Below are 20752 nucleotides of genomic sequence, written 5' to 3'. Positions count from 1 at the left end.
GCGACCTCATTTCGGCGCAATCCCTGCGAGTTGCAGCACGCCCGCAACGATGACGACCATGGCGAGCGACAGCGGCAGGAACACCTTCCAGCCAAGCCGCATCAACTGGTCGTAGCGGTAGCGCGGCACGATGGCCTTCGCCATCGCAAACATGAAGAACATGAAAAACAGCTTCAGGGCGAACCAGATGACGCCCGGCACCCAGTTGAACGGCGGCAAGTTCACCGGCGGCAGCCAACCGCCCAGAAACAGGATCGTCGCCAGCGCGCACATCGTGGTGATCGCGACATATTCGCCGAGCATGAACAGGAGGTACGGCGTCGAGCCGTATTCGACCATGAAGCCGGCGACCAGTTCGGATTCGGCTTCGACCAGGTCGAAGGGCGGACGGTTGGTTTCCGCCAGCGCCGAGACGTAGAACACGACGAACATCGGAAACAGCGGCCACACATACCAGTTCAGGATGGTGAGCTGCGGCAGGCCGATCAGGCTCGCCAGACCTCGGGTGTTCTGCGCCTCGACCACCCCCGAGAGATTGAGCGTGCCGGCGCAGAGCAGGACGGTGATGATCACAAAGCCGATCGAGACCTCGTAGCTCACCATCTGCGCCGCCGAGCGGAGCGCGGCGAGGAACGGATATTTCGAATTCGACGACCAGCCGGCCATGATGATGCCGTAGATCGACAGCGAAGAAATCGCGAAGATAAAGAGAACGCCGACATTGATGTCCGCGATCACCCAGCCGAGATTGGTCGGGATCACGGCCCAGGCGGTGAGTGCGAGCACGCAGGACACCAGCGGCGCAAGCAGGAACACGCCCTTGTTGGCGCCGGCCGGAATGATCGGCTCCTTCAGCACGAACTTCAGAAGGTCGGCGAAGGACTGGAACAGCCCCCAAGGCCCGACCACGTTCGGACCCCTGCGGATCTGCACCGCCGCCCAGATCTTGCGGTCGGCCAGCAGGATGTAGGCGATTGCGATCAGGAGCACCACGAGCAGCAACAGGCTCTCGGCGACCATGATGATCAGCGGCCAAAGGGTACTGGTCCAGAATTCGGCCATCACGTCACTCCGCTGCCGTCAGCATATGCCCGTGGGCAAGCCGCGAACACTCCGCCATCACTGTGGAGGCCCGCGCGATCGGGTTGGTCAGATAGAAGTCCTCGACGACGGCCTTGAACGGCACCTTCTCGACATCGCCGCCGCGGCCCGCCAGCGTCTTGAGGTCAGCCGCATTGCCCGCCTCGATCTGGTCGAGCCGCATCAGATGCGGCACCGCCTTGAAGACCGCCTGGCGCAATGCCGCGAGCGAGTCGAACGGCAACTTCTTGGCCAACACTTCCGAGAGCGCACGGATGATGGCCCAATCCTCGCGGGCCTCGCCCGGCGGGAAGCCGGCGCGGTTGGCGATCTGCGCCCTGCCCTCGGTGTTGACGAAGATGCCGGACTTTTCGGTGTAGGCCGCGCCGGGCAGGATCACGTCGGCGCGGTGGGCACCGGCATCGCCATGGGTGCCGATATAGACGACGAAGGTGCCATCCGGCACTTTCACCTCGTCGGCGCCAAGCAAAAACAGCACGTCGAGCGTGCCGAACGCGGTCATCTGCGCCAGGTTCAATCCGTTTGTCCCCGCCGCGAAGCCGATGTCGAGCGCACCGACGCGCGAGGCGGTGTTCTGCAACACCGCAAAGCCGTTCCAGCCGTCCTTGACCGCGCCAACGTCGAGCGCGAGTTTTGCAGCCCGCGCCAGCACGGCTGCGCCATCATGCCGGGAAAACGCGTCCACGCCGACCAGCACGATCGGGTTCTTCGCGTTCTTCAGGACGTCAGCGAACGAATGTTTGCCCGCGGCGAGGTCGTTGAGGGAATCCACACCGGCGCCGATATAATCATGCGCATAGATCAGATCGGAGTTGGCGCCGATCACGCCGACCTTGAGCTGGCCCGTGCGCCAGCGTTTGCGGATGCGCGCATTGAGAACGGCGGCTTCCTTGCGCGGGTTCGAACCCACGATCAGAAGCGCGTCGGCGCGATCGATACCGGCAATGGTCGGGTTGAAGATGTAGGAGGCGCGGCCCGCCTTGGGATCGAAAGCATCGCCGCCCTGCACCGCGAGATTGACCGAGCCGAACTTTGCTAGAAGCTCCTTCAGCGCGAACATCTCCTCGACCGCGGCAAGATCGCCGGCGATGGCGCCAATCCGCTTGCCGTCGGTGCGCGACATCTTGGCTGCGATGGCCGCAAAGGCCTGCTGCCATGAAGCGGCGCGAAGCTGTCCGTTCTCGCGGATGTAAGGACGGTCGAGCCGCTGGGTGCGCAGGCCGTCGACGACGTGACGGGTCTTGTCGGAAATCCATTCCTCGTTCACCGCCTCGTTGACGCGCGGCAGGATCCGCATCACCTCCCGCCCGCGGGTATCGACGCGGATCGAGGAGCCCACGCCATCCATCACATCGACGGACTGGGTCTTGCCAAGTTCCCACGGCCTGGCTGCGAACGCATAAGGCTTCGAGGTCAGCGCCCCCACGGGGCAGATATCGACGAGATTGCCCTGCAACTCCGAGGTCAGCGCGCTCTCGAGATAGGTCGTGATCTCCATGTCCTCGCCGCGGCCGGTAGCGCCCATCTCCGGCGCGCCGCAGACTTCCGCCGAGAAACGCACGCAGCGCGTGCACTGGATACAGCGGTTCATCGAGGTCTTGACCAGCGCGCCGAGGTATTTGTCCTCGACCGCGCGCTTGTTCTCGGCGAAGCGCGAGGTGTCGACGCCGTAACCCATCGCCTGGTCCTGCAGATCGCACTCGCCGCCCTGGTCGCAGATCGGACAATCCAGCGGGTGGTTGATCAGCAAGAACTCCATCACGCCTTCGCGCGCCTTCTTCACCATCGGCGAACGCGTGGAAATCACCGGCGGTTCGCCGTTGGGGCCCGGACGGCAATCGCGCACGCCCCAAGCGCAGCTCGCGACGGGCTTCGGACCACCCTTCACTTCAACGAGGCACATCCGGCAATTGCCGGCGATCGAGAGCCGCTCGTGGTAACAGAAGCGCGGAATTTCTGCGCCCGCCGCCTCGCACGCCTGCAGCAGCGTATATTCCGCGGGCACATCGATTTCTTTGTCATCGACAATGAGTTTGGTCATTGCTGTCTCAGGTCTTTCCCAGCTTGCAGTCGGGTGGCATTACGCTGGCGGTTTTCAAGGATGTCTTCACCCAGTCGCGGGCGACATCGCCATAGGTCGCGAGGTAGCCGGGCTCGGCCTGGCTTTTCTCGCAGAGAAACGGCAAATGCGGCTTCAGATCGTAGTCGCAGGAGGCAAGCCACTCGCGCCGGTCGGAAAAGGCGTTGAACGTTTCCTCGCACGCATAGAGGAAGTAAGAGACGAAGCTCTCGTACTGCACCAGCGTATCGCGTCCGCCGGCCTTGATGGTCGCATAATCGGGCGCCGAAAACTTCGGGTTTTTGAACGCGAGATCGGTGTAGGCCAGGAACGCCTGCCGCGCGGCGACGGCGCGGTTGTTGGAGCGGATTTCATTGACCTGGAGCAGGACCGCCACAAAGCCGAGCAGCGCCACGGTCGCTTGCGCCATCTGCGCCAGCGTTCCGAATTTCTGCCAGAATGTAGCGGGCAGTGCCATCAATCCTACTCCGCCGCGACCATGTGAGCTGGATCGAGAACACCCTGATCGTCGAGATCGGCCTTGTGCGAATATTGATCGATGCGTTCTTCGATCTCATGACGGAAATGCGCGATCAGGCCCTGGATCGGCCAGGCGGCGGCATCGCCGAGCGCGCAAATCGTGTGGCCTTCGACCTGCTTGGTGACTTCCAGCAGCATGTCGATCTCGCGCTTGTGGGCGCGGCCGCCGGCCATGCGCGTCAGCACGCGCCACATCCAGCCGGTGCCCTCGCGGCACGGCGTGCACTGGCCGCAGCTTTCGTGCTTGTAGAAATAGGAGATGCGGGCGATCGCGCGGATCAGGTCGGTCGATTTGTCCATCACGATCACGGCGGCGGTGCCGAGGCCCGAGCGCAACTTGCCGAGGCTGTCGAAGTCCATCGGCGTATCGATGATCTGTTCGGCCGGCACCATGCGCACGGACGATCCGCCGGGGATCACCGCCTTCAGATTGTCCCAGCCGCCGCGAATACCGCCACAATGCTTCTCGATCAATTCGCGGAACGGAATGCCCATCGCCTCTTCGACGTTGCAGGGCCGTTCGACGTGACCGGAAATGCAGAACAGCTTGGTGCCGACATTGTTCGGCCGGCCGATGGCGGCGAACCACGCCGCGCCGCGCCGCAGAATGTCCGGCGCAACCGCAATCGACTCGACATTGTTGACGGTGGTCGGGCAGCCGAACAGGCCGACATTGGCCGGGAACGGCGGCTTCAGCCGCGGCTGTCCCTTTTTGCCTTCGAGGCTCTCCAGGAGCGCGGTCTCTTCGCCGCAGATATAAGCGCCGGCGCCGTGCGCAACGTAGAGGTCGAACGGCCAGCCGTTGACGTTGTCCTTGCCGATCAACTTGGCCTCGTAGGCCTGGTCGACCGCGGCCTGCAGATGCTCGCGCTCGCGGATGAACTCGCCGCGGACATAGATGTAGCAGGCATGCGCGCCCATCGCGAAGCTCGCGAGTAGGCAACCCTCGACCAGGAGATGCGGATCGTGCCGCATGATCTCGCGGTCCTTGCAGGTGCCGGGCTCGGACTCGTCGGCGTTGACCACGAGATAGCTCGGGCGTCCGTCCTTGGACTCCTTCGGCATGAACGACCACTTCATGCCGGTCGGGAATCCGGCTCCGCCACGCCCGCGCAGGCCTGACGCCTTCATCTCGTTGATGATCCAGTCGCGGCCCTTGTCGATGATCGCCTTGGTGCCATCCCAGGCGCCGCGGCGGCGCGCACCCTCGAGGCCCCAATCATGCAGGCCGTAGAGGTTCTTGAAGATGCGATCCTTGTCCTCGAGCATCAGGTCATTTCCTTCAGCGTGGTCGGTCCGCCGACGGGCGCGGAAAATTGACGGTCAATCTGCGGGCCCGGCTTCGGCGGATTGCCAGAAGCAAAACCGTCCAGCACCTTGCCAAAACTTTCCTTGGTCAGGTCCTCGTAGGTGTCCTTCCAGATCAGCACCATCGGCGCGTTCACGCAGGCCCCTAAACACTCGACCTCTTCCCAGGAAAAATTGCCGTCCTTCGATAGCTGGAAAGGATCGTGGTGGATCCGGCTCTGGCAGACGTCAATGAGGTCCGCGGCCCCGCGCAAGCGGCACGGCGTGGTGCCGCAGACCTGGACATGCGCCTTCTTGCCGACGGGCTGGAGCTGGAACATCGTGTAGAAGGTCGCTACTTCCAGCACGCGGATGTAGGGCATGTGAAGCAGATCGGCGACCGCGCGGATCGCAACTTCCGACACCCATCCCTCATGCTGTTCCTGAACGCGCCACAGGATCGCAATCACGGCCGACGCCTGACGGCCTTCCGGGTATTGGGCGATCTGCTTCTTTGCCCACTCCAGGTTTTCCGGCGTGAACTCGAAACTCGCGGGCTGAACTTCCTTGGGCGCAAGGCGACGAACGGACATGGTGCTCAGTCTCTCATTGCATTCGGCGCGAGGTGCTGGCGTTCAGGGCGTTGATCCGCTCCTGCCAGAACGCACTGGACGTGCCGAAGACGTTATAGCCGACGTGGGTTGAAACCTTGATCCGGTCGAGGATCGAAAGCTCGCTCACGGTTTCAAGACGATTCGAACAGGGATCGTAGACGATGAGCTTGAGCGGCGTCTGCTCGAGGATGTAGCGCGACACGGTGTGATCGGGATCGTTGCCGTGCTCTTCGCACATGATCACGCTGTCGCCCGCGAGCAATTTCTTGCCGCCCTTGATGGCGTCGATCTCGACGCCCTCGACATCGAGCTTGATGAGGTATTTGCCGCCGGGAGCGATCTTGCCGTCGTCCAGCAGGTCATCGAGCGCCAGGACAGGCACTTCCTCTCCGCCGCCATTCGCGCCGCTGGCGATGCTGAACGCCTCGTGCTTGGTCCCGGACAGCCGCGCCGTGCCCTTGGCAGCGCCAATGGCGCATTTCATCGTCTCGAAGCGATTGCCGTTGATGTATGCGTTATTGGCGAGCTTGGCAAAATTATCCGACGACGGTTCGATCGCAATCGCCCGGTGCGGGCCGAATGGCCTGCTCGTCACCAGCACCGACCAGTAGCCGTAATTGGCGCCGCAATCGAGCAGCGTGTAATCGACATCGCTCGAATGGCGGAACAGCAATTCCAGCTCGTCTTCGTAATGGTACGTGCGATCGAGCAGTTTGCTCCAGTAGCCGTCGCCATAGGGAAACTCGAACGTCGCATCCTCGTTGAGCTTGATCGCGATGTTGCGTGAAGGCAGCGCCTTGCGCAGCAGATTCGCGCAGCCGATGTAGCCGCGGTGCGAGAAATGCGACGATACTTTCGCTCCCGTCGCCAGCGCCAACGCAGCCGTCCGCTCCCACAGGTTGGCCCCTTCCAGGGCCCCCGAGGCGCGGTCAAACTGGATGGGCGGTGGGGCGATCACCGATCGACCTCTCCGAACACGATGTCGAGCGAGCCCAGGATGGCGGAGACGTCGGCAAGCAGATGGCCGCGGCAGATGAAATCCATCGCCTGCAAATGCGCAAACCCCGGCGCGCGGATCTTGCACTTGTAAGGTTTATTGGAGCCGTCGGCGACGAGGTAGACGCCGAACTCGCCCTTGGGCGCTTCGACCGCCGCATAGACTTCGCCGGCCGGCACGTGGAAGCCTTCGGTGTAGAGTTTGAAGTGATGGATCAGCGCTTCCATCGAGCGCTTCATCTCGCCACGGCGTGGCGGGAAGATCTTGTGGTCCTGGACCGCGACCGGCCCCTGCCCGTCGGCTGCGCGCAGCTTCGCGATGCACTGCTTCATGATCTTGACCGACTGCCTCATCTCTTCCATGCGGATGCAGTAGCGGTCGTAGCAGTCGCCGTTCTTGCCGATCGGAATATCGAAATCCATCTCGGCGTAGCATTCGTAAGGTTGCGCCTTGCGCAGGTCCCAGGCCGCGCCGGAGCCGCGCACCATGACGCCCGAAAAGCCCCACTCCCAGGCCTGTTGCAGCGTCACCACGCCGATATCGACGTTGCGCTGCTTGAAGATGCGGTTGCCGGTGAGCAATGTCTCGAGATCGTCCACGACGGTCAGGAACGGATCGCACCACACATCGATATCGTCGATCAGCTTCAGCGGCAGGTCCTGATGCACGCCGCCAATGCGGAAATACGCCGCATGCATGCGCGAGCCCGAGGCGCGCTCGTAGAATACCATCAGCTTCTCGCGCTCCTCAAAGCCCCACAGCGGCGGGGTGAGCGCGCCGACGTCCATCGCTTGCGTGGTCACGTTGAGAAGATGCGACAGGATGCGTCCGATTTCGCAGTAGAGCACGCGGATCAGCTGGCCACGGCGCGGCACCTCGATGCCGAGCAGTTTTTCGGCCGCGAGACAGAACGCGTGTTCCTGGTTCATCGGCGCGACGTAGTCGAGCCGGTCGAAATACGGAATCGCCTGAAGGTAGGTCTTCTGCTCGATCAGCTTCTCGGTGCCGCGATGAAGCAACCCGATATGGGGATCGACGCGGGCAACAATCTCGCCATCCAGTTCCAGCACCAGACGCAGCACGCCGTGTGCGGCCGGATGCTGGGGGCCGAAATTGATCGTGAAATTGCGTAAGGCTGGGCTTTGTTCGTTCATGGCTTGGGCTCCGCCTTCGCCTTTTCATCGCCCGGCAGGGGATAATCCGCTCCCTCCCACGGCGACATGAAATCGAATTTCCGGAATTCCTGGTTGAGCCGGACCGGCTCGTAGAGCACCCGCTTCTCCTGGTCGTCGTAACGCACCTCGACGAAGCCGGTGAGCGGGAAATCCTTGCGCAGGGGATGGCCGTCGAAACCGTAATCGGTCAGCAGCCGCCGCATGTCCGGGTGTCCGACAAAGATCACGCCATAGAGGTCGTAGGTTTCGCGTTCGAACCAGTCGGAGCCTGGAAACACGTCGATGATCGATGGCACCTGCGTGGTCTCGTCCGCTTCGCCGCGCAAACGAATGCGCGCATTCAGCGTCGGCGACAGCAGATGATAGACCACGTCAAACCGTTTCTCGCGGCCGGGATAGTCGACCGCCGTCACGTCGGTCAGGTTGACGAAGCGGCAGGCCGCATCGTCCCTCAAATACCGAACGACATCGACGATGCGTTCGACCTTCACATCCACGGTGAGCTGGTTGAACGCCACCGAGTGGCCCGTTGCCGCACCGGCCAGCGCGCCAACGATCGTCTGCCCCAGAGCGTCAAGCCTGCCGTCGTCCATGACCCAAAAACCTTAGCGTTCGATGGTTCCGGTGCGCCGGATCTTCTTCTGCAACAGCAGAACGCCGTAGAGCAGCGCTTCCGCCGTGGGCGGACAGCCGGGCACATAGATGTCGATGGGCACGATGCGGTCGCAGCCGCGCACCACCGAGTAGGAGTAGTGGTAGTAACCGCCGCCGTTGGCGCACGATCCCATCGAGATCACGTAGCGCGGCTCCGGCATCTGGTCGTAGACCTTGCGCAACGCCGGCGCCATCTTGTTGGTCAGCGTACCGGCCACGATCATCACGTCGGATTGCCGGGGCGAGGCGCGCGGCGCAAAACCGAAGCGCTCGACATCATAGCGCGGCATCGACACCTGCATCATCTCGACCGCGCAACATGCAAGGCCAAACGTCATCCACATCAGCGAACCCGTGCGCGCCCAGGTGATGAGGTCGTCGGTGGCGGCGACGAAGAAGCCCTTGTCGGAGAGCTCGTGATTGATCTCCAGGAAATACGGGTCGTTGGCGCCGACCGGCCTTCCGGTTGCGGGATCAATGATGCCGGTCGCGGCGGGAGCCGCCGCCGGCGCAAACCCTGGCTTGGCGGGAGCGGGACTCAATCCCATTCGAGTGCGCCTTTCTTCCATTCATAGGCAAAGCCGACCGTGAGCACGGCCAGAAACACAAACATGGACCAGAATCCGGTCGCGCCCAGTTTTCCAAACGCCACCGCCCAGGGAAACAGGAAGGCCACTTCCAGGTCGAAGATGATGAAGAGAATGGCGACCAGGTAGAAGCGGACGTCGAACTTCATGCGCGCGTCATCGAAGGCATTGAAGCCGCATTCATAGGCCGACAGCTTTTCCGGATCGGGCTGCTGGAAGGCCACCACGAACGGCGCGATCAGCAGCACCAGACCGATCAGACCAGCGACGGCGACAAAGACCACCAATGGAAGGTAATTCTGCAAGATGCCGGTCATCGGGAGGGTCCTTTTACCGCGGCGGTGGAGGGGCCGCAGATTCGTAAGGATTAGAATTGTTCCGAGGCTTAGCGCAGCGCACCAAGGGGCGCAAGACAAGCTATCTTGACGCCCTTTCCCGCCCTGCGGCGCGTGGAAAACTACCCTCGCGCCCGCCCGTCGCCACACGAATTGCGAGGTCCCAAATTCCCGGAAGCGCGGCCGGGCCGGCCAGCGGTTTCGGCGCTCAAAGGCGGGAATGAAACCATTTTGCGGAGTCGACGAAACCAGCCGGAAACAATTGCAGGGTACATCGGGAACCAACAGACGGCGCCAAAGACGCCTGGAGGCTCTCATGAACCACTCGATCCACTCCGCGGACCGTGCGACCCACCTGAAAATCGTGGTGATGGCGCTGGTGGCGGGAATCGCGGTTGCAGGCTTTGCCCTGTCAGCCCATGTGAGCTCCGACTACGCCCAGACCGCTCGAGTCCTGAAAGCCGGCAAGCCGGTCGTCCTGACCAGCTCGGATACATCAATCGTTCGCTAACCTCGTCCCCCCCGAGGACCTCGTCCCCCAACGAGGATGTGAAAGGGCCGCTTCCCCCAGCGGCCCTTTTGCCTTTTGGGCCAGAGCTCGGCCACCGCCCGGAAAGCGCCGCGTCCGCTTGGCTAGCTGGTGCGAAACGTCTGGACAAATTGGAAGCAGAGCGGCCGGTGGCTCTGGGACAAAGGCGAAGTTCCGGCTAGCTGGAAAGCTGGATCAACGAAACGGCCTATCGTCAGGTCACTGGATTCGTTGTTCAAAAATGGCGCGAGAGACGGGACTCGAACCCGCGGCCTCCGCCGTGACAGGGCGGCGCTCTAACCAACTGAGCTACTCCCGCGGATGCTGCAATCCAGAGAGGATCGGTCCGCACGGGGCAGGAATTAAAGGGGAGCCTCTCTTTAGTCAAGGATGTTGCAAATCCCCCTCACCCACAGGGTTTTTTGCGATATCGATGCAAAAAACCGCCTGTTTTTCGGTCAAACGGCGTAGGCCGCCGAAGCTCGAATCGTTTAAGGCCTGCCACACTTGGTTTCTTGAAATCCGAAAACAACGAGGAGGGCCAAACATGGCGAAGAAGGCAGCAACCGCCGCCACTATCACGCTGAAGCACCTCGCGGCAGGCCATCCTGACCGATCTGGTGGACCGGATCGCCAGGCATCTCAAGAAGGGCGAGCGCATCCGCATCGTCGGCCTTGGCATTCTCCAGGTCCGCAAGCGCGCTGCCCGCATGGGCCGTAATCCCGCCACCGGCGAGCCGATCCAGATCAAGGCCAGCAAGAAGGTTGCCTTCCGTGCCGCCAAGGAGCTGAAGGAATCTGTCTGACAAAAGCCGGCCTAAGCCGCTGGTTTTTAAGCCAATTGGTGTCATTCCGGCGAGGTAGAGACTACCCCAAAGGGGCGTTTTCTGTTACTCGCGGTTGCATGACCGCAGGCGCCCCCCTCAACTTCACCCACACCGTAACCGAGCGCTTCCTGCGCTATGTCGTGATCGACACCCAGTCCGATCCGGCGTCACCGACCTGCCCCTCGACGGAAAAGCAGAAAGATCTGGGCCGGCTGCTTGCGATGGAATTGCGCGACATCGGGCTTCCCGATGCCCATCTCGACGAGCATGGCTACGTCTACGCCACGCTGCCGGCGACGAGCGAAAAGCAGGTGCCGGTGATTTGCTTCTGCTCGCATATGGACACGTCGCCGGACTGCTCCGGCGCCAACGTGAAGCCCCAGATCGTCCGCAATTACCAGGGCGGCGACATCGTGCTCAAGGCCGATCCCTCGCAGGTGATCCGCTTCAATGAGCACCCGGCGCTCGCCAGCCAGATCGGCCATGACATCGTCACGACCGACGGCACCACCCTCCTTGGGGCTGACAACAAGGCCGGCGTCGCCGAGATCATGGACGCGGTGCACTTCCTGAAGAACAATCCGCAGATCAAGCACGGCACGATCAAGATCCTGTTCACGCCGGACGAAGAGATCGGCCGCGGCGTCGACAAGGCCGATCTGAAGAAGCTTGGCGCTGCGTTCGCCTATACGATCGACGGCGAAAGCGCCGGCCAGATCGAGGACGAAACCTTCTCGGCGGATGCGGCCACGATCGTGATCGAAGGGGTTTCCGCCCATCCGGGCTTTGCCAAGGGCAAGATGGAGCACGCGATCAAGATCGCGGCCACGATCGTCGAGCGGCTGCCGAAAAACCAGTCGCCCGAGACCACCGAAGGCCGGCAGGGATTTCTGCATCCCATCGCCATCGGCGGCACGCTGGAGACGGCGACGCTTGGCCTGATCGTGCGCGACTTCACCGAACAGGGCCTGCGCGAAAAGGAAGCGCTGCTGGAGACAGTCATCCAGGGCGTTATGAAGAACTATCCACGATCGACCTATCGGCTCGAGATCAAACCGCAATACCGCAACATGAAAGAGGTGATCGATCGTCACCCGGAGATCGTCGACTACGCGGTCGAGGCGGTCCGGCGCACGGGGCTTACCCCGGTGAAGACGTCGATCCGTGGCGGCACGGACGGTTCGCGCCTGTCGTTCATGGGGCTACCCTGCCCCAACATCTTTGCCGGCGAACACGCCTTCCACTCGCGGCTCGAATGGGTCAGCCGCCAGGACATGGAAAAGGCCGTGCAGACCATCGTTCATCTCGCGATGATCTGGGAGGAACGGGCCTAGGTTTTCAGACTTTAGCCGTCACGATCCAGATGGCGGCATCGAGCAGGACCGTCTGTCCTTTCACGAGGGGCCGCAGCGCTTCACGAATCGCCTGCGTGGCGGCGGCAACGGTTTCCGGCGGATGATCGGTCAGGGCGCGCGCCGCCGGTCCGATTTCAGTCGCGCTCCTGACCGCGGCCTCCAGCCCGCCCCCGATTGCAACGTCGAGCGCCAGATCGACCGGCTCCATCGCGACTTCCGAAAATCCGGCGGCGCCAAGAATGCGCTTCACGCGCTCCTCGGAAGCAAATGCGAACGGGCCGGGTTCTTCTGGTCCGACCTGCGGCATCTTCGGAACGTGCTGATAAACGGCCTGTAGCGGCACCATGAAGAACGGATTTGATCGCGCCTCCCGCCAGCAGGCGAAAGCCAATCGTCCCGTTCGCCGCATCGCCTTGCGCAAGTTGGCAAAGGACAATGCGGGATCGGCAAAGAACATGACGCCGAAGCGCGAGGCGAGCAGATCGAAACTCTCCGGCACAAACGGATGGATGGTCGCATCGGCAAGCGCGAATTCGACCGGGCTGCCCGGCGGTGTGACCTCCCGTGCCACCGCCAGCATCGGCGCAGAGATATCGATGCCCATGACATGCCCGCTTGCGCCTACGGCTTTTGCGAAGGCAAAGGTGGTCGATCCGCTGCCGCAGCCGACATCGAGCACCCGCTCGCCGCTCCTGATCTTTGCCCGCTCGATAATGAGGTCGGCGATCGGCTGAAGCAGGATGTCCTGCACCGGCTGACGCTGGGCCCATCGCAGGCCGCCCGCGCCGTTCCAGTAAGCAATTTGGTCGGCGTTCTGATCGTGTCCGGTGGGCGCTTCCATGTCCTGAACTCACTGTCATCTAGTGGAGTGGATTCGATCCAAATGTTAGGATCGGACCACTCGCCGAACTTGTCATCGAAATAGCATAAAAATAGCCTGCAACGCAGCCCTCATATTCTCGCGCACGGCAGGTCCACGGTGATGACGGAATTTTTAATCCCGCACCATCGGCAAAGCGGATTGAATGTGCTGTGACATCGAGGCTGGCACCGAGCTTGCACCCCGCTTGTACCGATGGAACGCAACACCTCTCGCACCGTGACCGCCGCACCGAAAGTTGAAACAATGATCGTCCGGCTGGTGGCCATCGCATTCCTGATCACGCTGATCCCCTCGCGGGGCAAGGCGGATGATCTCGACAAGAGCGGCTACACGCTTTTCGATCCGACGCCCGAAGACCTGCTGCGAAAATTTGCGCCCGACCGGCCAACCAAGGGTTTCTCGGTTCGCACGATCGACGCCGGACACTTCGAGATCGAAACCGACCTCGCCAATACCACGATTTCAAATTCAAATGGCACGACGCGCAGCTTTCAGACGCTCGACCCAACCCTGAAACTTGGCCTGACCAACTGGATGGATCTCGAGGTCCAGTTCAACGGGCTGCAATACACGGAATCGTTTGACGGAACGTCGCCGTTCAATTTCCTGAACGCGACCGGATTTGGCGACGTTTTCCTGCGGAGCAAGATCAACCTGTTCGGCAACGACAGCGGCCCGATGGGATTTGCCTTGATTCCCTACGTCAAGCTGCCGTCCTCATCCAACCCGCTTATCAGCAACGGCGCGGTCGAGGGCGGCCTGATCGCGCCGCTTGCGCTTCGGCCCAACGATTTCATCATCACCCTGATGACGGAAGTCGACGACCTGAAAAGCGCTGTTGGCAACAACCGCTACGCCAATTTCGTCAACCTCGTCAGCGTCAGCCATGCCGTGCCCGGAGCCGACGGCATCAACGCCATGGTCGAACTCTATTCGTCCGTCGGAACCGATCCGGCCACGGCGCCGGTCTATACGCTCGACTTCGGCATGAATTTTCGCCTGAGCCAGCACGTCATTCTCGACGTCGGCCTCAATCTTGGCCTCAACAGCGCGGCGCCCAAGGCTCAGGTCTACACCGGCATATCGGCCCGGTTCTGAGCGTTAATGCGCGCTCGCTTTTGCCCGGTCCGCGAAGCGCACCGCGGTTCCACCCGCGCACTTTCCTGAAACTTCATCTGCTCTTTTTCGCCAGTCGAGCGTTGTCTCGGACGGAGGCTCGGGGACCACTGCAGGAGAAGAGCGATGCGACCATTTCCTCTGATCGCGATCATGATTTTGGGCATCGCGACGGCCCAGGCTCAGACCGCATCCACGACCGGAACCGGTTCCGATCCGCTCAGCGTGCCGACACAGCCGTTGCCTTCGGGCTCCTCAGCCGGCTTCGGCGCATCCGCGGCTACATCAGACCGCGCGGGCGCGTCGAGCATCAGCGCGTCTTCGTCGAACACGTCCCAGGTGCCGTTACAGCTGCCAGGCGAGACACCGAACACCTCGACCCAGTCGGCAACTTCCACTGCTGCGGCGGCAAGCCATGCGGCCTCCTCTTCCACTGTCTGCCCGCCGTCGGTCCCCACCTCGGATGGCGGTTCAGCCAACATCACGGAGATGGTAGGCGGGTCGCTCAGCGGGTGCTGAGGCTGACGCGCCTTCAGCGCGGGATGGCAGCGCCAACCCTAGTGTGGCGGATCAGAAGTCCGCATCATTTTTGCCGCGAACTCGCCATGCGGACTTCGGAGCCAAAGCCACACTAGATCAATGGGTTTGCTAGTGTCCTTTCGATTCCGAAGTTCGAAACGTGGCTCCGAAAAATAGTACGAACTTCGGAATCGGGACACTAGCCGATGCGGATATAATCGGCGCCGTTATCCGCAGTGCAATCCTTCGAGGAGGGCCACTTGCATTTCCGGGCTTCGATCGTGCTGGCGCTCGCCCTGCTTTCAGCCGCCCCGGCCGGCGCCGGCGGCGACCTCGCGTCAGCCTACCGCATCATCGCCGGCAAGGAGTTCGTCGATCTCACGCACAGCTTCGGACCGACCACACCGGTGTGGTCGGGATTCGGCCAGGCCAGTTTCACGCCGGCCTCCGATCCGAAAACCAGAAGACCCTACACCTTCAAGGAAGACGGCTTCCGCACGACCACCTACGACATGGTCGGGCAATACGGCACGCATGTCGATCCACCGGCGCATTTCGCGGAAGGCGGCATCACCATGGACAAGATCCCGCTCAAGCAGATGATCCTGCCGCTGATCGTGCTCGACAACACGCCGTATCAGAAACGAGACGAGACCCACGCGTTTTCGGTCGCTGACCTCAAGGCGTGGGAAACCCGACACGGGAAAGTGCCGAAGGGATCGTTCGTCGCGCTGCGTACCGACATGTACAAGGATTGGGACAAGGATCCCGAGCGGTTCAAACGCGCGCCGTTCCCGGCCTGGGCCTTCGAGACCATCAAGTTCCTCTACGAAGAGCGCGGCGTTGTGGCGACCGGTCACGAAGCCATGGATACCGACACCACCGACAAGATGGATTCGGAAACCTACATCCTCACGCACGGCCACTATCAGATCGAAGTTATGGCCAATCTGGACAAGGTGCCGCCAAGGGACGCGCTGATTGTCGTGACCTGGCCGAAGGTGCGTGAAGGCCTCGGCTTTCCGGCGCGCGCGTTCGCGATCCTGCCGTGACAAAACACTTGCGTGAGACGTCACCGCGCAGATCGAAGCGCAACGAATTGATCGACTACGATTTGTTAGGAATTGCGCCGCGCTGATTTGCTCGATTCCGATTCGTTCTTTGAGAACATAATGGAGTCAGAGCGCGAACAATCGGACGACGTCGCTTCGCTTTCGAGCTGTTCGCATGAAAAAGCCCCGAACGATGTCGGGGCTATTCAACTCAATCAGGTAAGGAGCGCCGACATGATCGTTGACGCCTGGCGTCGCGCGCATGACGGCTGCAACGACGTTGGCAATCTCTTCGGCGTTAAGGAGTTACCAGCCGTAATGGTATGGCGCGTAATCGCGATGCCAATATGGATTGTAGTGGCCCGCGTAGTAGCGCGGATACGGAAAGAGTCCGTAGACGTTCGATGCCGCGTCAAGTTCATAGGCGTATTCAGCGGGAGAGTAGCCTTCAATATAATGGCCCCAATGCCACCTTCCCCAGCGGTAGCGGACCTCAACCTTATTGGCGTTCTCGGTCGAAGACTTTGCAACCAATGGGCTCGGCATCAGCGGAGCGCTCCGACCGGGCATTGGACACGCCAGCACCATGAAGCTGACGACCGAAAGCGTGGCAGCAACTTTTAGTATATTGAAAATCCTCTGTTTAAATCTCCTCCGCAGCCCGCGCTTTTACCGGCGCGGCCTTCTTCCACCTTTTGCAAACAGCAAATCTTCCCATTAGGATGAAAGACAATCGGATCGCGGGGAGTTAACTGCGGCCTGAAGGGGCCGGTGGCGCCGGGGGCCGGCTCGTTGCGGGGTCGCAAGTCGATCAGGTCCGGAGAAGCGACTGCACCAAAATGCCGGGCACTTGAAAAAATGGTGGGCGGCTACGGATTCGAACCGCAGACCCTCTCGGTGTAAACGAGATGCTCTAACCAGCTGAGCTAGCCGCCCATTGGAGGGTGTTTAGCCTCGCGGCCCCTCTCAGCGCAAGGTCCGATACGGTCGCACTTCCCACGCCCAGGCAAAAAAACGGCGCCTAAAAAGGCGCCGTTTTCATTGATCTGCTTAACGACTTAACGACCTAGTGGGCGGTCAGACCACCGGAGGCTTCGTCGCCCGCGTCCGGCGTTACCGGCACCTTGGCGGAGTCTTCCTCCCAGACGATCGGCACGGGCGTCCGCACCAGAGCCTTGGAGACGACTTCGTCGAGGCGAGCGACCGGGATGATGTTCATCCCGCCCTTGATCGCATCGGAAATCTCCGTGAGATCCTTGGCGTTGTCTTCCGGGATCAGCACCGTCTTGATGCCGCCACGCGCGGCCGCCAACAGCTTCTCCTTCAGACCACCGATCGGAAGCACCCTGCCCCGCAGCGTGATCTCGCCGGTCATGGCGACATCGTGCCGGACCGGAATCCCCGTCATCACAGAGATGATGGCGGTCGCCATCGCAACACCCGCCGACGGTCCGTCCTTCGGGGTCGCCCCCTCCGGCACGTGAACGTGGATGTCGCGCCTGTCGAACAACGGCGGCTCGATGCCGAAGCCGACGGCCCGCGAACGGACAAACGATGCCGCCGCCGAAATCGACTCCTTCATCACGTCGCGCAGATTGCCCGTGACCGTCATCTTGCCCTTGCCGGGCATCATGACGCCTTCGATCGTGAGCAACTCGCCGCCGACATCGGTCCAGGCAAGGCCCGTAACGATGCCGACCTGATCGTCCTCGTCGATCTCGCCGTAACGATACTTCGGCACACCGAGGAACTCCTCGAGCGTCTTCTCGGTGATCTTGACCGACTTCTTCTTCGAGATCATCAGCTCCTTCACCGCCTTGCGGGCGAGTGTCGAAAGCTCACGCTCGAGATTACGCACGCCCGCTTCGCGGGTGTAGCGGCGGATCATCAAGAGCAACGCGTCGTCGTCGATCGACCATTCCTTGGTATCCAGACCGTGCTTGGAGATCGCGGTCGGGATCAGATGCTTGCGCGCGATCTCGACCTTCTCGTTCTCGGTGTAGCCGGCGATCCGGATGATCTCCATGCGGTCCATCAGGGGACCGGGAATATTGAGCGTATTCGCGGTCGTGATGAACATCACGTTGGAGAGGTCGTAATCGACTTCCAGATAGTGGTCGTTGAACGTCGAGTTCTGCTCAGGGTCCAGCACCTCGAGCAAGGCCGACGACGGATCGCCACGGAAGTCGGCGCCCATCTTGTCGATCTCGTCGAGCAGGAACAGCGGGTTCGAGGTCTTCGCCTTGCGCATCGACTGGATAATCTTGCCCGGCATCGACCCGATATAGGTCCGCCGGTGGCCGCGGATTTCGGCCTCATCCCGCACGCCGCCGAGCGACACGCGAACGAACTCGCGCCCCGTGGCTTTCGCGATCGACTTGCCAAGCGAGGTCTTGCCGACGCCGGGAGGCCCGACGAGGCACAGGATCGGTCCGGTCAACTTGTTGGCGCGCGACTGCACGGCGAGGTACTCGACGATGCGGTCCTTGACCTTCTCAAGCCCATAGTGATCGCTGTCCAGCACCTCTTGTGCGGCCACGAGGTCCTTCTTGACCTTCGACTTCTTGTTCCACGGAATCGACAGCAGCCAGTCGAGGTAGTTGCGCACGACGGTCGCTTCCGCGGACATCGGCGACATCTGACGCAGCTTCTTCAGTTCGTGTTGCGCCTTTTCCCGCGCTTCCTTGGAAAGCTTGGTCTTGTTGATCTTCTCTTCGAGATCGGCGAGTTCGTCCCGGCCCTCGTCATCGCCGAGTTCCTTCTGAATCGCCTTCATCTGCTCGTTGAGATAGTACTCGCGCTGGGTCTTCTCCATCTGGCGCTTGACGCGCGAGCGGATGCGCTTCTCGACCTGGAGCACGGAGATCTCGCTCTCCATCAGGCCGAGCACCTTCTCGAGCCGCGCGGTCACCGACAGCGTCTCCAGGATCGCCTGACGGTCGGCGATCTTCACGGCCAGATGCGAAGCCACGGTATCGCCGAGCTTGGCGAAATCGGTGATCGCCTGCACGACGCCGACGACCTCGGCGGAAATCTTCTTGTTGAGCTTCACGTAGCTCTCGAAATCCGACACCACCGAACGCGCAAGCGCTTCCGCTTCGACGGAGGTCGCATCTGTATCGGCGAGCGCAACCGCAGTCGCTTCGTAGTACTCGGTGCGATCGGTATATTTCTCGACGCGCGCGCGTTCGAGGCCCTCGACCAGAACCTTGACGGTGCCGTCAGGCAATTTCAGGAGCTGGAGGACGCTTGCAAGCGTACCGGTCTCGTAGATCGCGTCGGGCGCCGGATCATCGTCGGACGCATTCTTCTGCGTCGCCAGCATGATCAGCGCATCGTTCTTCATCACCTCTTCAAGCGCGCGGATCGACTTCTCGCGGCCGACGAACAGCGGCACGATCATGTGCGGGAAAACGACGATGTCGCGCAGCGGCAGCACGGGATAGGCGTGGCTTTCGCCGTGAACGATAGATGGCCGGGGTTTAGGGGTGGTCATGGCCTTTATCCTTTTGTTGTGCCCCCTTGCACGCCATCCGCATCATGCGCAACGGCAACAAGGTGCCAGATATTCCGGAAGAGGTTAAGGCCCACAAAGCCGTCTGTTCCGGTTTCCTGTCGGAGCGAATCTTTGAGCTGATTTCACGCCGCCAATGACATTAGGTGGCTATCGGTGGCAGGGGTGTCAAGTCGCAGGAAAGCCCTGTCCCGCAGGGCTGAACGCGGCACTCAGGTTGAGCTCAGGCGGCCGCCGAAAGGCTCGGCAGCCGCGTCAAATACGCCAGTAAAATGGCCCAAAACCTCAGGCGCTGGCGCTGCTCTCGACCGCGCGGTCGGAACGATCGGCGTAGATGTAGAGCGGACGCGCCGTTCCTTCCACAACTTCGCGCGAGATCACGACTTCTTCCACACCCTCAAGGCCCGGAAGGTCGAACATCGTCTCGAGCAGGATGCTCTCGAGAATGGAACGCAGGCCACGCGCGCCGGTCTTGCGTTCGATCGCCTTGCGGGCGACCGCGCCAAGCGCCTCGTCGGCGAAAGTCAGCTCGATATTCTCCATCTCGAACAGCCGCTGATACTGCTTGACCAGCGCGTTCTTCGGATCGGTGAGGATCTTCTTCAGCGAAGCCTCGTCCAGGTCCTCAAGCGTGGCGACGACCGGTAGACGGCCGACGAATTCGGGGATCAAGCCGTATTTCAGCAGATCTTCAGGTTCGACGTGGCGGAAGATCTCGCCGGTCCGCCGATCTTCCGGCGCCAGCACCTGCGCGCCGAAACCGATCGAGGTCGAACGGCCGCGCGCCGAGATGATCTTCTCGAGGCCCGAGAAAGCGCCGCCGCAGATGAACAGGATGTTGGTGGTGTCGACCTGAAGGAATTCCTGCTGCGGATGCTTGCGGCCGCCCTGCGGGGGAACCGAAGCCACGGTTCCTTCCATGATCTTCAACAGCGCCTGCTGCACGCCCTCGCCCGACACATCGCGGGTGATCGAGGGATTGTCGGACTTCCGGCTGATCTTGTCGATTTCGTCGATGTAGACGATGCCGCGCTGGGCCCGCTCGACATTGTAGTCGGCCGACTGCAACAGCTTCAGGATGATGTTCTCGACGTCCTCGCCGACATACCCGGCTTCGGTCAGCGTCGTCGCATCGGCCATCGTGAAGGGCACGTCGAGAATGCGGGCGAGCGTCTGCGCGAGCAGCGTCTTGCCCGAACCGGTCGGACCGATCAGCAGGATGTTCGACTTCGCCAGCTCAACGTCATTGTGCTTGGTCTGATGATTGAGGCGCTTGTAGTGATTGTGGACGGCGACCGAGAGCACCTTCTTGGCATGGCTCTGGCCGATCACGTAGTCGTCCAGCACCTTGCAGATTTCCTTCGGCGTCGGAATCCCGTCGCGCGACTTCACCAGCGAGGATTTGTTTTCCTCGCGAATGATGTCCATGCAAAGCTCGACGCATTCGTCGCAGATGAAGACGGTGGGACCGGCGATCAGCTTGCGAACTTCGTGCTGGCTCTTGCCGCAGAACGAGCAATACAGCGTGTTCTTCGAGTCGCTGGCGCCAACCTTACTCATTCCTATCTCCGTCCGCAGTTCGATCCAGCACGCTCGCCCTCATTCCGG

Annotated in this window: 18 protein-coding genes, 2 tRNA genes and 1 pseudogene; 5 read left to right on the top strand and 16 right to left on the bottom strand. The window is 61.6% G+C overall.

The annotated features are described in order from the left end of the window. Nucleotides 1-6: 6 nt before the first annotated feature. The 10 genes from nuoH to BUA38_RS31470 are packed head-to-tail and all read right to left on the bottom strand — an operon-like array spanning nucleotide 7 to nucleotide 9331. The gene (gene nuoH / locus BUA38_RS31515) at nucleotides 7-1062 is read right to left on the bottom strand and encodes an NADH-quinone oxidoreductase subunit NuoH (RefSeq protein ID WP_072826585.1); all 1056 of its coding nucleotides are present in this window, start codon (nucleotides 1060-1062) and stop codon (nucleotides 7-9) included. 4 nt (nucleotides 1063-1066) lie between these two features. Next, nucleotides 1067-3142: an NADH-quinone oxidoreductase subunit NuoG gene (gene nuoG, locus BUA38_RS31510; RefSeq protein ID WP_072824187.1), complete on the bottom strand. Its 2076-nt coding sequence runs from the start codon at nucleotides 3140-3142 to the stop codon at nucleotides 1067-1069. Between the two features lie 7 nt (nucleotides 3143-3149). Continuing rightward, on the bottom strand, nucleotides 3150-3638 hold the full coding sequence (locus BUA38_RS31505) for a hypothetical protein (protein WP_072824185.1): 489 nt from the start codon (nucleotides 3636-3638) through the stop codon (nucleotides 3150-3152). Nucleotides 3639-3643: 5 nt separating this feature from the next. Next, nucleotides 3644-4969 carry an NADH-quinone oxidoreductase subunit NuoF gene (gene nuoF, locus BUA38_RS31500; RefSeq protein WP_072824183.1) on the bottom strand — a complete coding sequence of 442 codons (1326 nt, stop codon included), beginning with the start codon at nucleotides 4967-4969 and terminating at the stop codon, nucleotides 3644-3646. Next, on the bottom strand, nucleotides 4969-5580 hold the full coding sequence (gene nuoE, locus BUA38_RS31495; protein WP_072824181.1) for an NADH-quinone oxidoreductase subunit NuoE: 612 nt from the start codon (nucleotides 5578-5580) through the stop codon (nucleotides 4969-4971). The genes nuoF and nuoE overlap by 1 nt, the downstream gene beginning before the upstream one ends. Nucleotides 5581-5593: 13 nt before the next feature. Next, nucleotides 5594-6556 carry an FkbM family methyltransferase gene (locus tag BUA38_RS31490; protein WP_172806175.1) on the bottom strand — a complete coding sequence of 321 codons (963 nt, stop codon included), beginning with the start codon at nucleotides 6554-6556 and terminating at the stop codon, nucleotides 5594-5596. Further along, on the bottom strand, nucleotides 6556-7752 hold the full coding sequence (locus BUA38_RS31485; RefSeq protein WP_072824177.1) for an NADH-quinone oxidoreductase subunit D: 1197 nt from the start codon (nucleotides 7750-7752) through the stop codon (nucleotides 6556-6558). Before BUA38_RS31485 ends, BUA38_RS31490 begins: the two co-directional genes overlap by 1 nt. Continuing rightward, nucleotides 7749-8366 (bottom strand): NADH-quinone oxidoreductase subunit C, encoded by a 618-nt coding sequence (locus BUA38_RS31480; RefSeq protein WP_072824175.1) that lies wholly within the window; start codon nucleotides 8364-8366, stop codon nucleotides 7749-7751. The genes BUA38_RS31485 and BUA38_RS31480 overlap by 4 nt, the downstream gene beginning before the upstream one ends. A gap of 12 nt (nucleotides 8367-8378) precedes the next feature. Further along, nucleotides 8379-8975: a NuoB/complex I 20 kDa subunit family protein gene (locus tag BUA38_RS31475; RefSeq protein ID WP_072824173.1), complete on the bottom strand. Its 597-nt coding sequence runs from the start codon at nucleotides 8973-8975 to the stop codon at nucleotides 8379-8381. Beyond that, entirely contained in the window at nucleotides 8966-9331 is a 366-nt protein-coding gene (locus tag BUA38_RS31470) for an NADH-quinone oxidoreductase subunit A (RefSeq protein WP_072824171.1), read from the bottom strand. Before BUA38_RS31470 ends, BUA38_RS31475 begins: the two co-directional genes overlap by 10 nt. A 334-nt stretch (nucleotides 9332-9665) precedes the next feature. Here BUA38_RS31470 and BUA38_RS31465 point away from each other — a divergent pair, with 334 nt between their 5' ends. Then, on the top strand, nucleotides 9666-9860 hold the full coding sequence (locus BUA38_RS31465) for a hypothetical protein (protein WP_072826584.1): 195 nt from the start codon (nucleotides 9666-9668) through the stop codon (nucleotides 9858-9860). Between the two features lie 260 nt (nucleotides 9861-10120). On the opposite strand, the gene BUA38_RS31460 is transcribed toward BUA38_RS31465, so the two are convergent. Continuing rightward, nucleotides 10121-10197 (bottom strand) — tRNA-Asp (locus BUA38_RS31460). A gap of 228 nt (nucleotides 10198-10425) precedes the next feature. Here BUA38_RS31460 and BUA38_RS31455 point away from each other — a divergent pair. Beyond that, nucleotides 10426-10684 (top strand): annotated as a pseudogene (locus BUA38_RS31455) (HU family DNA-binding protein). Nucleotides 10685-10782: 98 nt separating this feature from the next. Next, on the top strand, nucleotides 10783-12039 hold the full coding sequence (gene pepT / locus BUA38_RS31450; protein ID WP_072824169.1) for a peptidase T: 1257 nt from the start codon (nucleotides 10783-10785) through the stop codon (nucleotides 12037-12039). 4 nt (nucleotides 12040-12043) lie between these two features. Here the strand turns inward: pepT and BUA38_RS31445 are convergent, their stop codons facing one another. Beyond that, on the bottom strand, nucleotides 12044-12901 hold the full coding sequence (locus BUA38_RS31445) for a class I SAM-dependent methyltransferase (protein WP_072824167.1): 858 nt from the start codon (nucleotides 12899-12901) through the stop codon (nucleotides 12044-12046). A 285-nt stretch (nucleotides 12902-13186) separates the two neighbouring features. Between BUA38_RS31445 and BUA38_RS31440 the strand changes: the two genes are divergently transcribed. After that, complete coding sequence (locus BUA38_RS31440) at nucleotides 13187-14041, top strand: transporter (RefSeq protein ID WP_172806122.1); 855 nt, start codon at nucleotides 13187-13189, stop codon at nucleotides 14039-14041. A gap of 200 nt (nucleotides 14042-14241) precedes the next feature. On the opposite strand, the gene BUA38_RS31435 is transcribed toward BUA38_RS31440, so the two are convergent. Continuing rightward, nucleotides 14242-14541 (bottom strand): hypothetical protein, encoded by a 300-nt coding sequence (locus BUA38_RS31435; protein ID WP_072824164.1) that lies wholly within the window; start codon nucleotides 14539-14541, stop codon nucleotides 14242-14244. A 297-nt stretch (nucleotides 14542-14838) separates the two neighbouring features. Between BUA38_RS31435 and BUA38_RS31430 the strand changes: the two genes are divergently transcribed. Continuing rightward, on the top strand, nucleotides 14839-15630 hold the full coding sequence (locus tag BUA38_RS31430) for a cyclase family protein (protein WP_083588123.1): 792 nt from the start codon (nucleotides 14839-14841) through the stop codon (nucleotides 15628-15630). An 859-nt stretch (nucleotides 15631-16489) separates the two neighbouring features. Here BUA38_RS31430 and BUA38_RS31420 read toward each other — a convergent pair. The 3 genes from BUA38_RS31420 to clpX form a co-directional block, all read right to left on the bottom strand. Further along, nucleotides 16490-16566: transfer RNA gene (locus BUA38_RS31420), tRNA-Val, on the bottom strand. A 130-nt stretch (nucleotides 16567-16696) separates the two neighbouring features. Continuing rightward, entirely contained in the window at nucleotides 16697-19126 is a 2430-nt protein-coding gene (gene lon, locus BUA38_RS31415) for an endopeptidase La (protein ID WP_072824158.1), read from the bottom strand. 303 nt (nucleotides 19127-19429) lie between these two features. After that, nucleotides 19430-20704 carry an ATP-dependent Clp protease ATP-binding subunit ClpX gene (gene clpX, locus BUA38_RS31410; RefSeq protein WP_072824156.1) on the bottom strand — a complete coding sequence of 425 codons (1275 nt, stop codon included), beginning with the start codon at nucleotides 20702-20704 and terminating at the stop codon, nucleotides 19430-19432. Nucleotides 20705-20752: the final 48 nt, after the last annotated feature.

The organism is Bradyrhizobium erythrophlei, assembly GCF_900142985.1.
Lineage (GTDB): Bacteria > Pseudomonadota > Alphaproteobacteria > Rhizobiales > Xanthobacteraceae > Bradyrhizobium > Bradyrhizobium erythrophlei_B.
The sequence above is the reverse complement of the archived record's forward strand: the minus strand, read 5'-3'. Positions and strand labels throughout refer to the sequence as shown.

Bases quoted from the DNA above. Each gene is read 5' to 3' on its own strand.
- nuoH (WP_072826585.1), bottom strand. From the start codon at position 1,062: ATGGCCGAATTCTGGACCAGTACCCTTTGGCCGCTGATCATCATGGTC.
- nuoG (WP_072824187.1), bottom strand. From the start codon at position 3,142: ATGACCAAACTCATTGTCGATGACAAAGAAATCGATGTGCCCGCGGAA.
- BUA38_RS31505 (WP_072824185.1), bottom strand. From the start codon at position 3,638: ATGGCACTGCCCGCTACATTCTGGCAGAAATTCGGAACGCTGGCGCAG.
- nuoF (WP_072824183.1), bottom strand. From the start codon at position 4,969: ATGCTCGAGGACAAGGATCGCATCTTCAAGAACCTCTACGGCCTGCAT.
- nuoE (WP_072824181.1), bottom strand. From the start codon at position 5,580: ATGTCCGTTCGTCGCCTTGCGCCCAAGGAAGTTCAGCCCGCGAGTTTC.
- BUA38_RS31485 (WP_072824177.1), bottom strand. From the start codon at position 7,752: ATGAACGAACAAAGCCCAGCCTTACGCAATTTCACGATCAATTTCGGC.
- BUA38_RS31480 (WP_072824175.1), bottom strand. From the start codon at position 8,366: ATGGACGACGGCAGGCTTGACGCTCTGGGGCAGACGATCGTTGGCGCG.
- BUA38_RS31475 (WP_072824173.1), bottom strand. From the start codon at position 8,975: ATGGGATTGAGTCCCGCTCCCGCCAAGCCAGGGTTTGCGCCGGCGGCG.
- BUA38_RS31470 (WP_072824171.1), bottom strand. From the start codon at position 9,331: ATGACCGGCATCTTGCAGAATTACCTTCCATTGGTGGTCTTTGTCGCC.
- BUA38_RS31465 (WP_072826584.1), top strand. From the start codon at position 9,666: ATGAACCACTCGATCCACTCCGCGGACCGTGCGACCCACCTGAAAATC.
- pepT (WP_072824169.1), top strand. From the start codon at position 10,783: ATGACCGCAGGCGCCCCCCTCAACTTCACCCACACCGTAACCGAGCGC.
- BUA38_RS31445 (WP_072824167.1), bottom strand. From the start codon at position 12,901: ATGGAAGCGCCCACCGGACACGATCAGAACGCCGACCAAATTGCTTAC.
- BUA38_RS31440 (WP_172806122.1), top strand. From the start codon at position 13,187: ATGATCGTCCGGCTGGTGGCCATCGCATTCCTGATCACGCTGATCCCC.
- BUA38_RS31435 (WP_072824164.1), bottom strand. From the start codon at position 14,541: ATGTTGGCTGAACCGCCATCCGAGGTGGGGACCGACGGCGGGCAGACA.
- lon (WP_072824158.1), bottom strand. From the start codon at position 19,126: ATGACCACCCCTAAACCCCGGCCATCTATCGTTCACGGCGAAAGCCAC.
- clpX (WP_072824156.1), bottom strand. From the start codon at position 20,704: ATGAGTAAGGTTGGCGCCAGCGACTCGAAGAACACGCTGTATTGCTCG.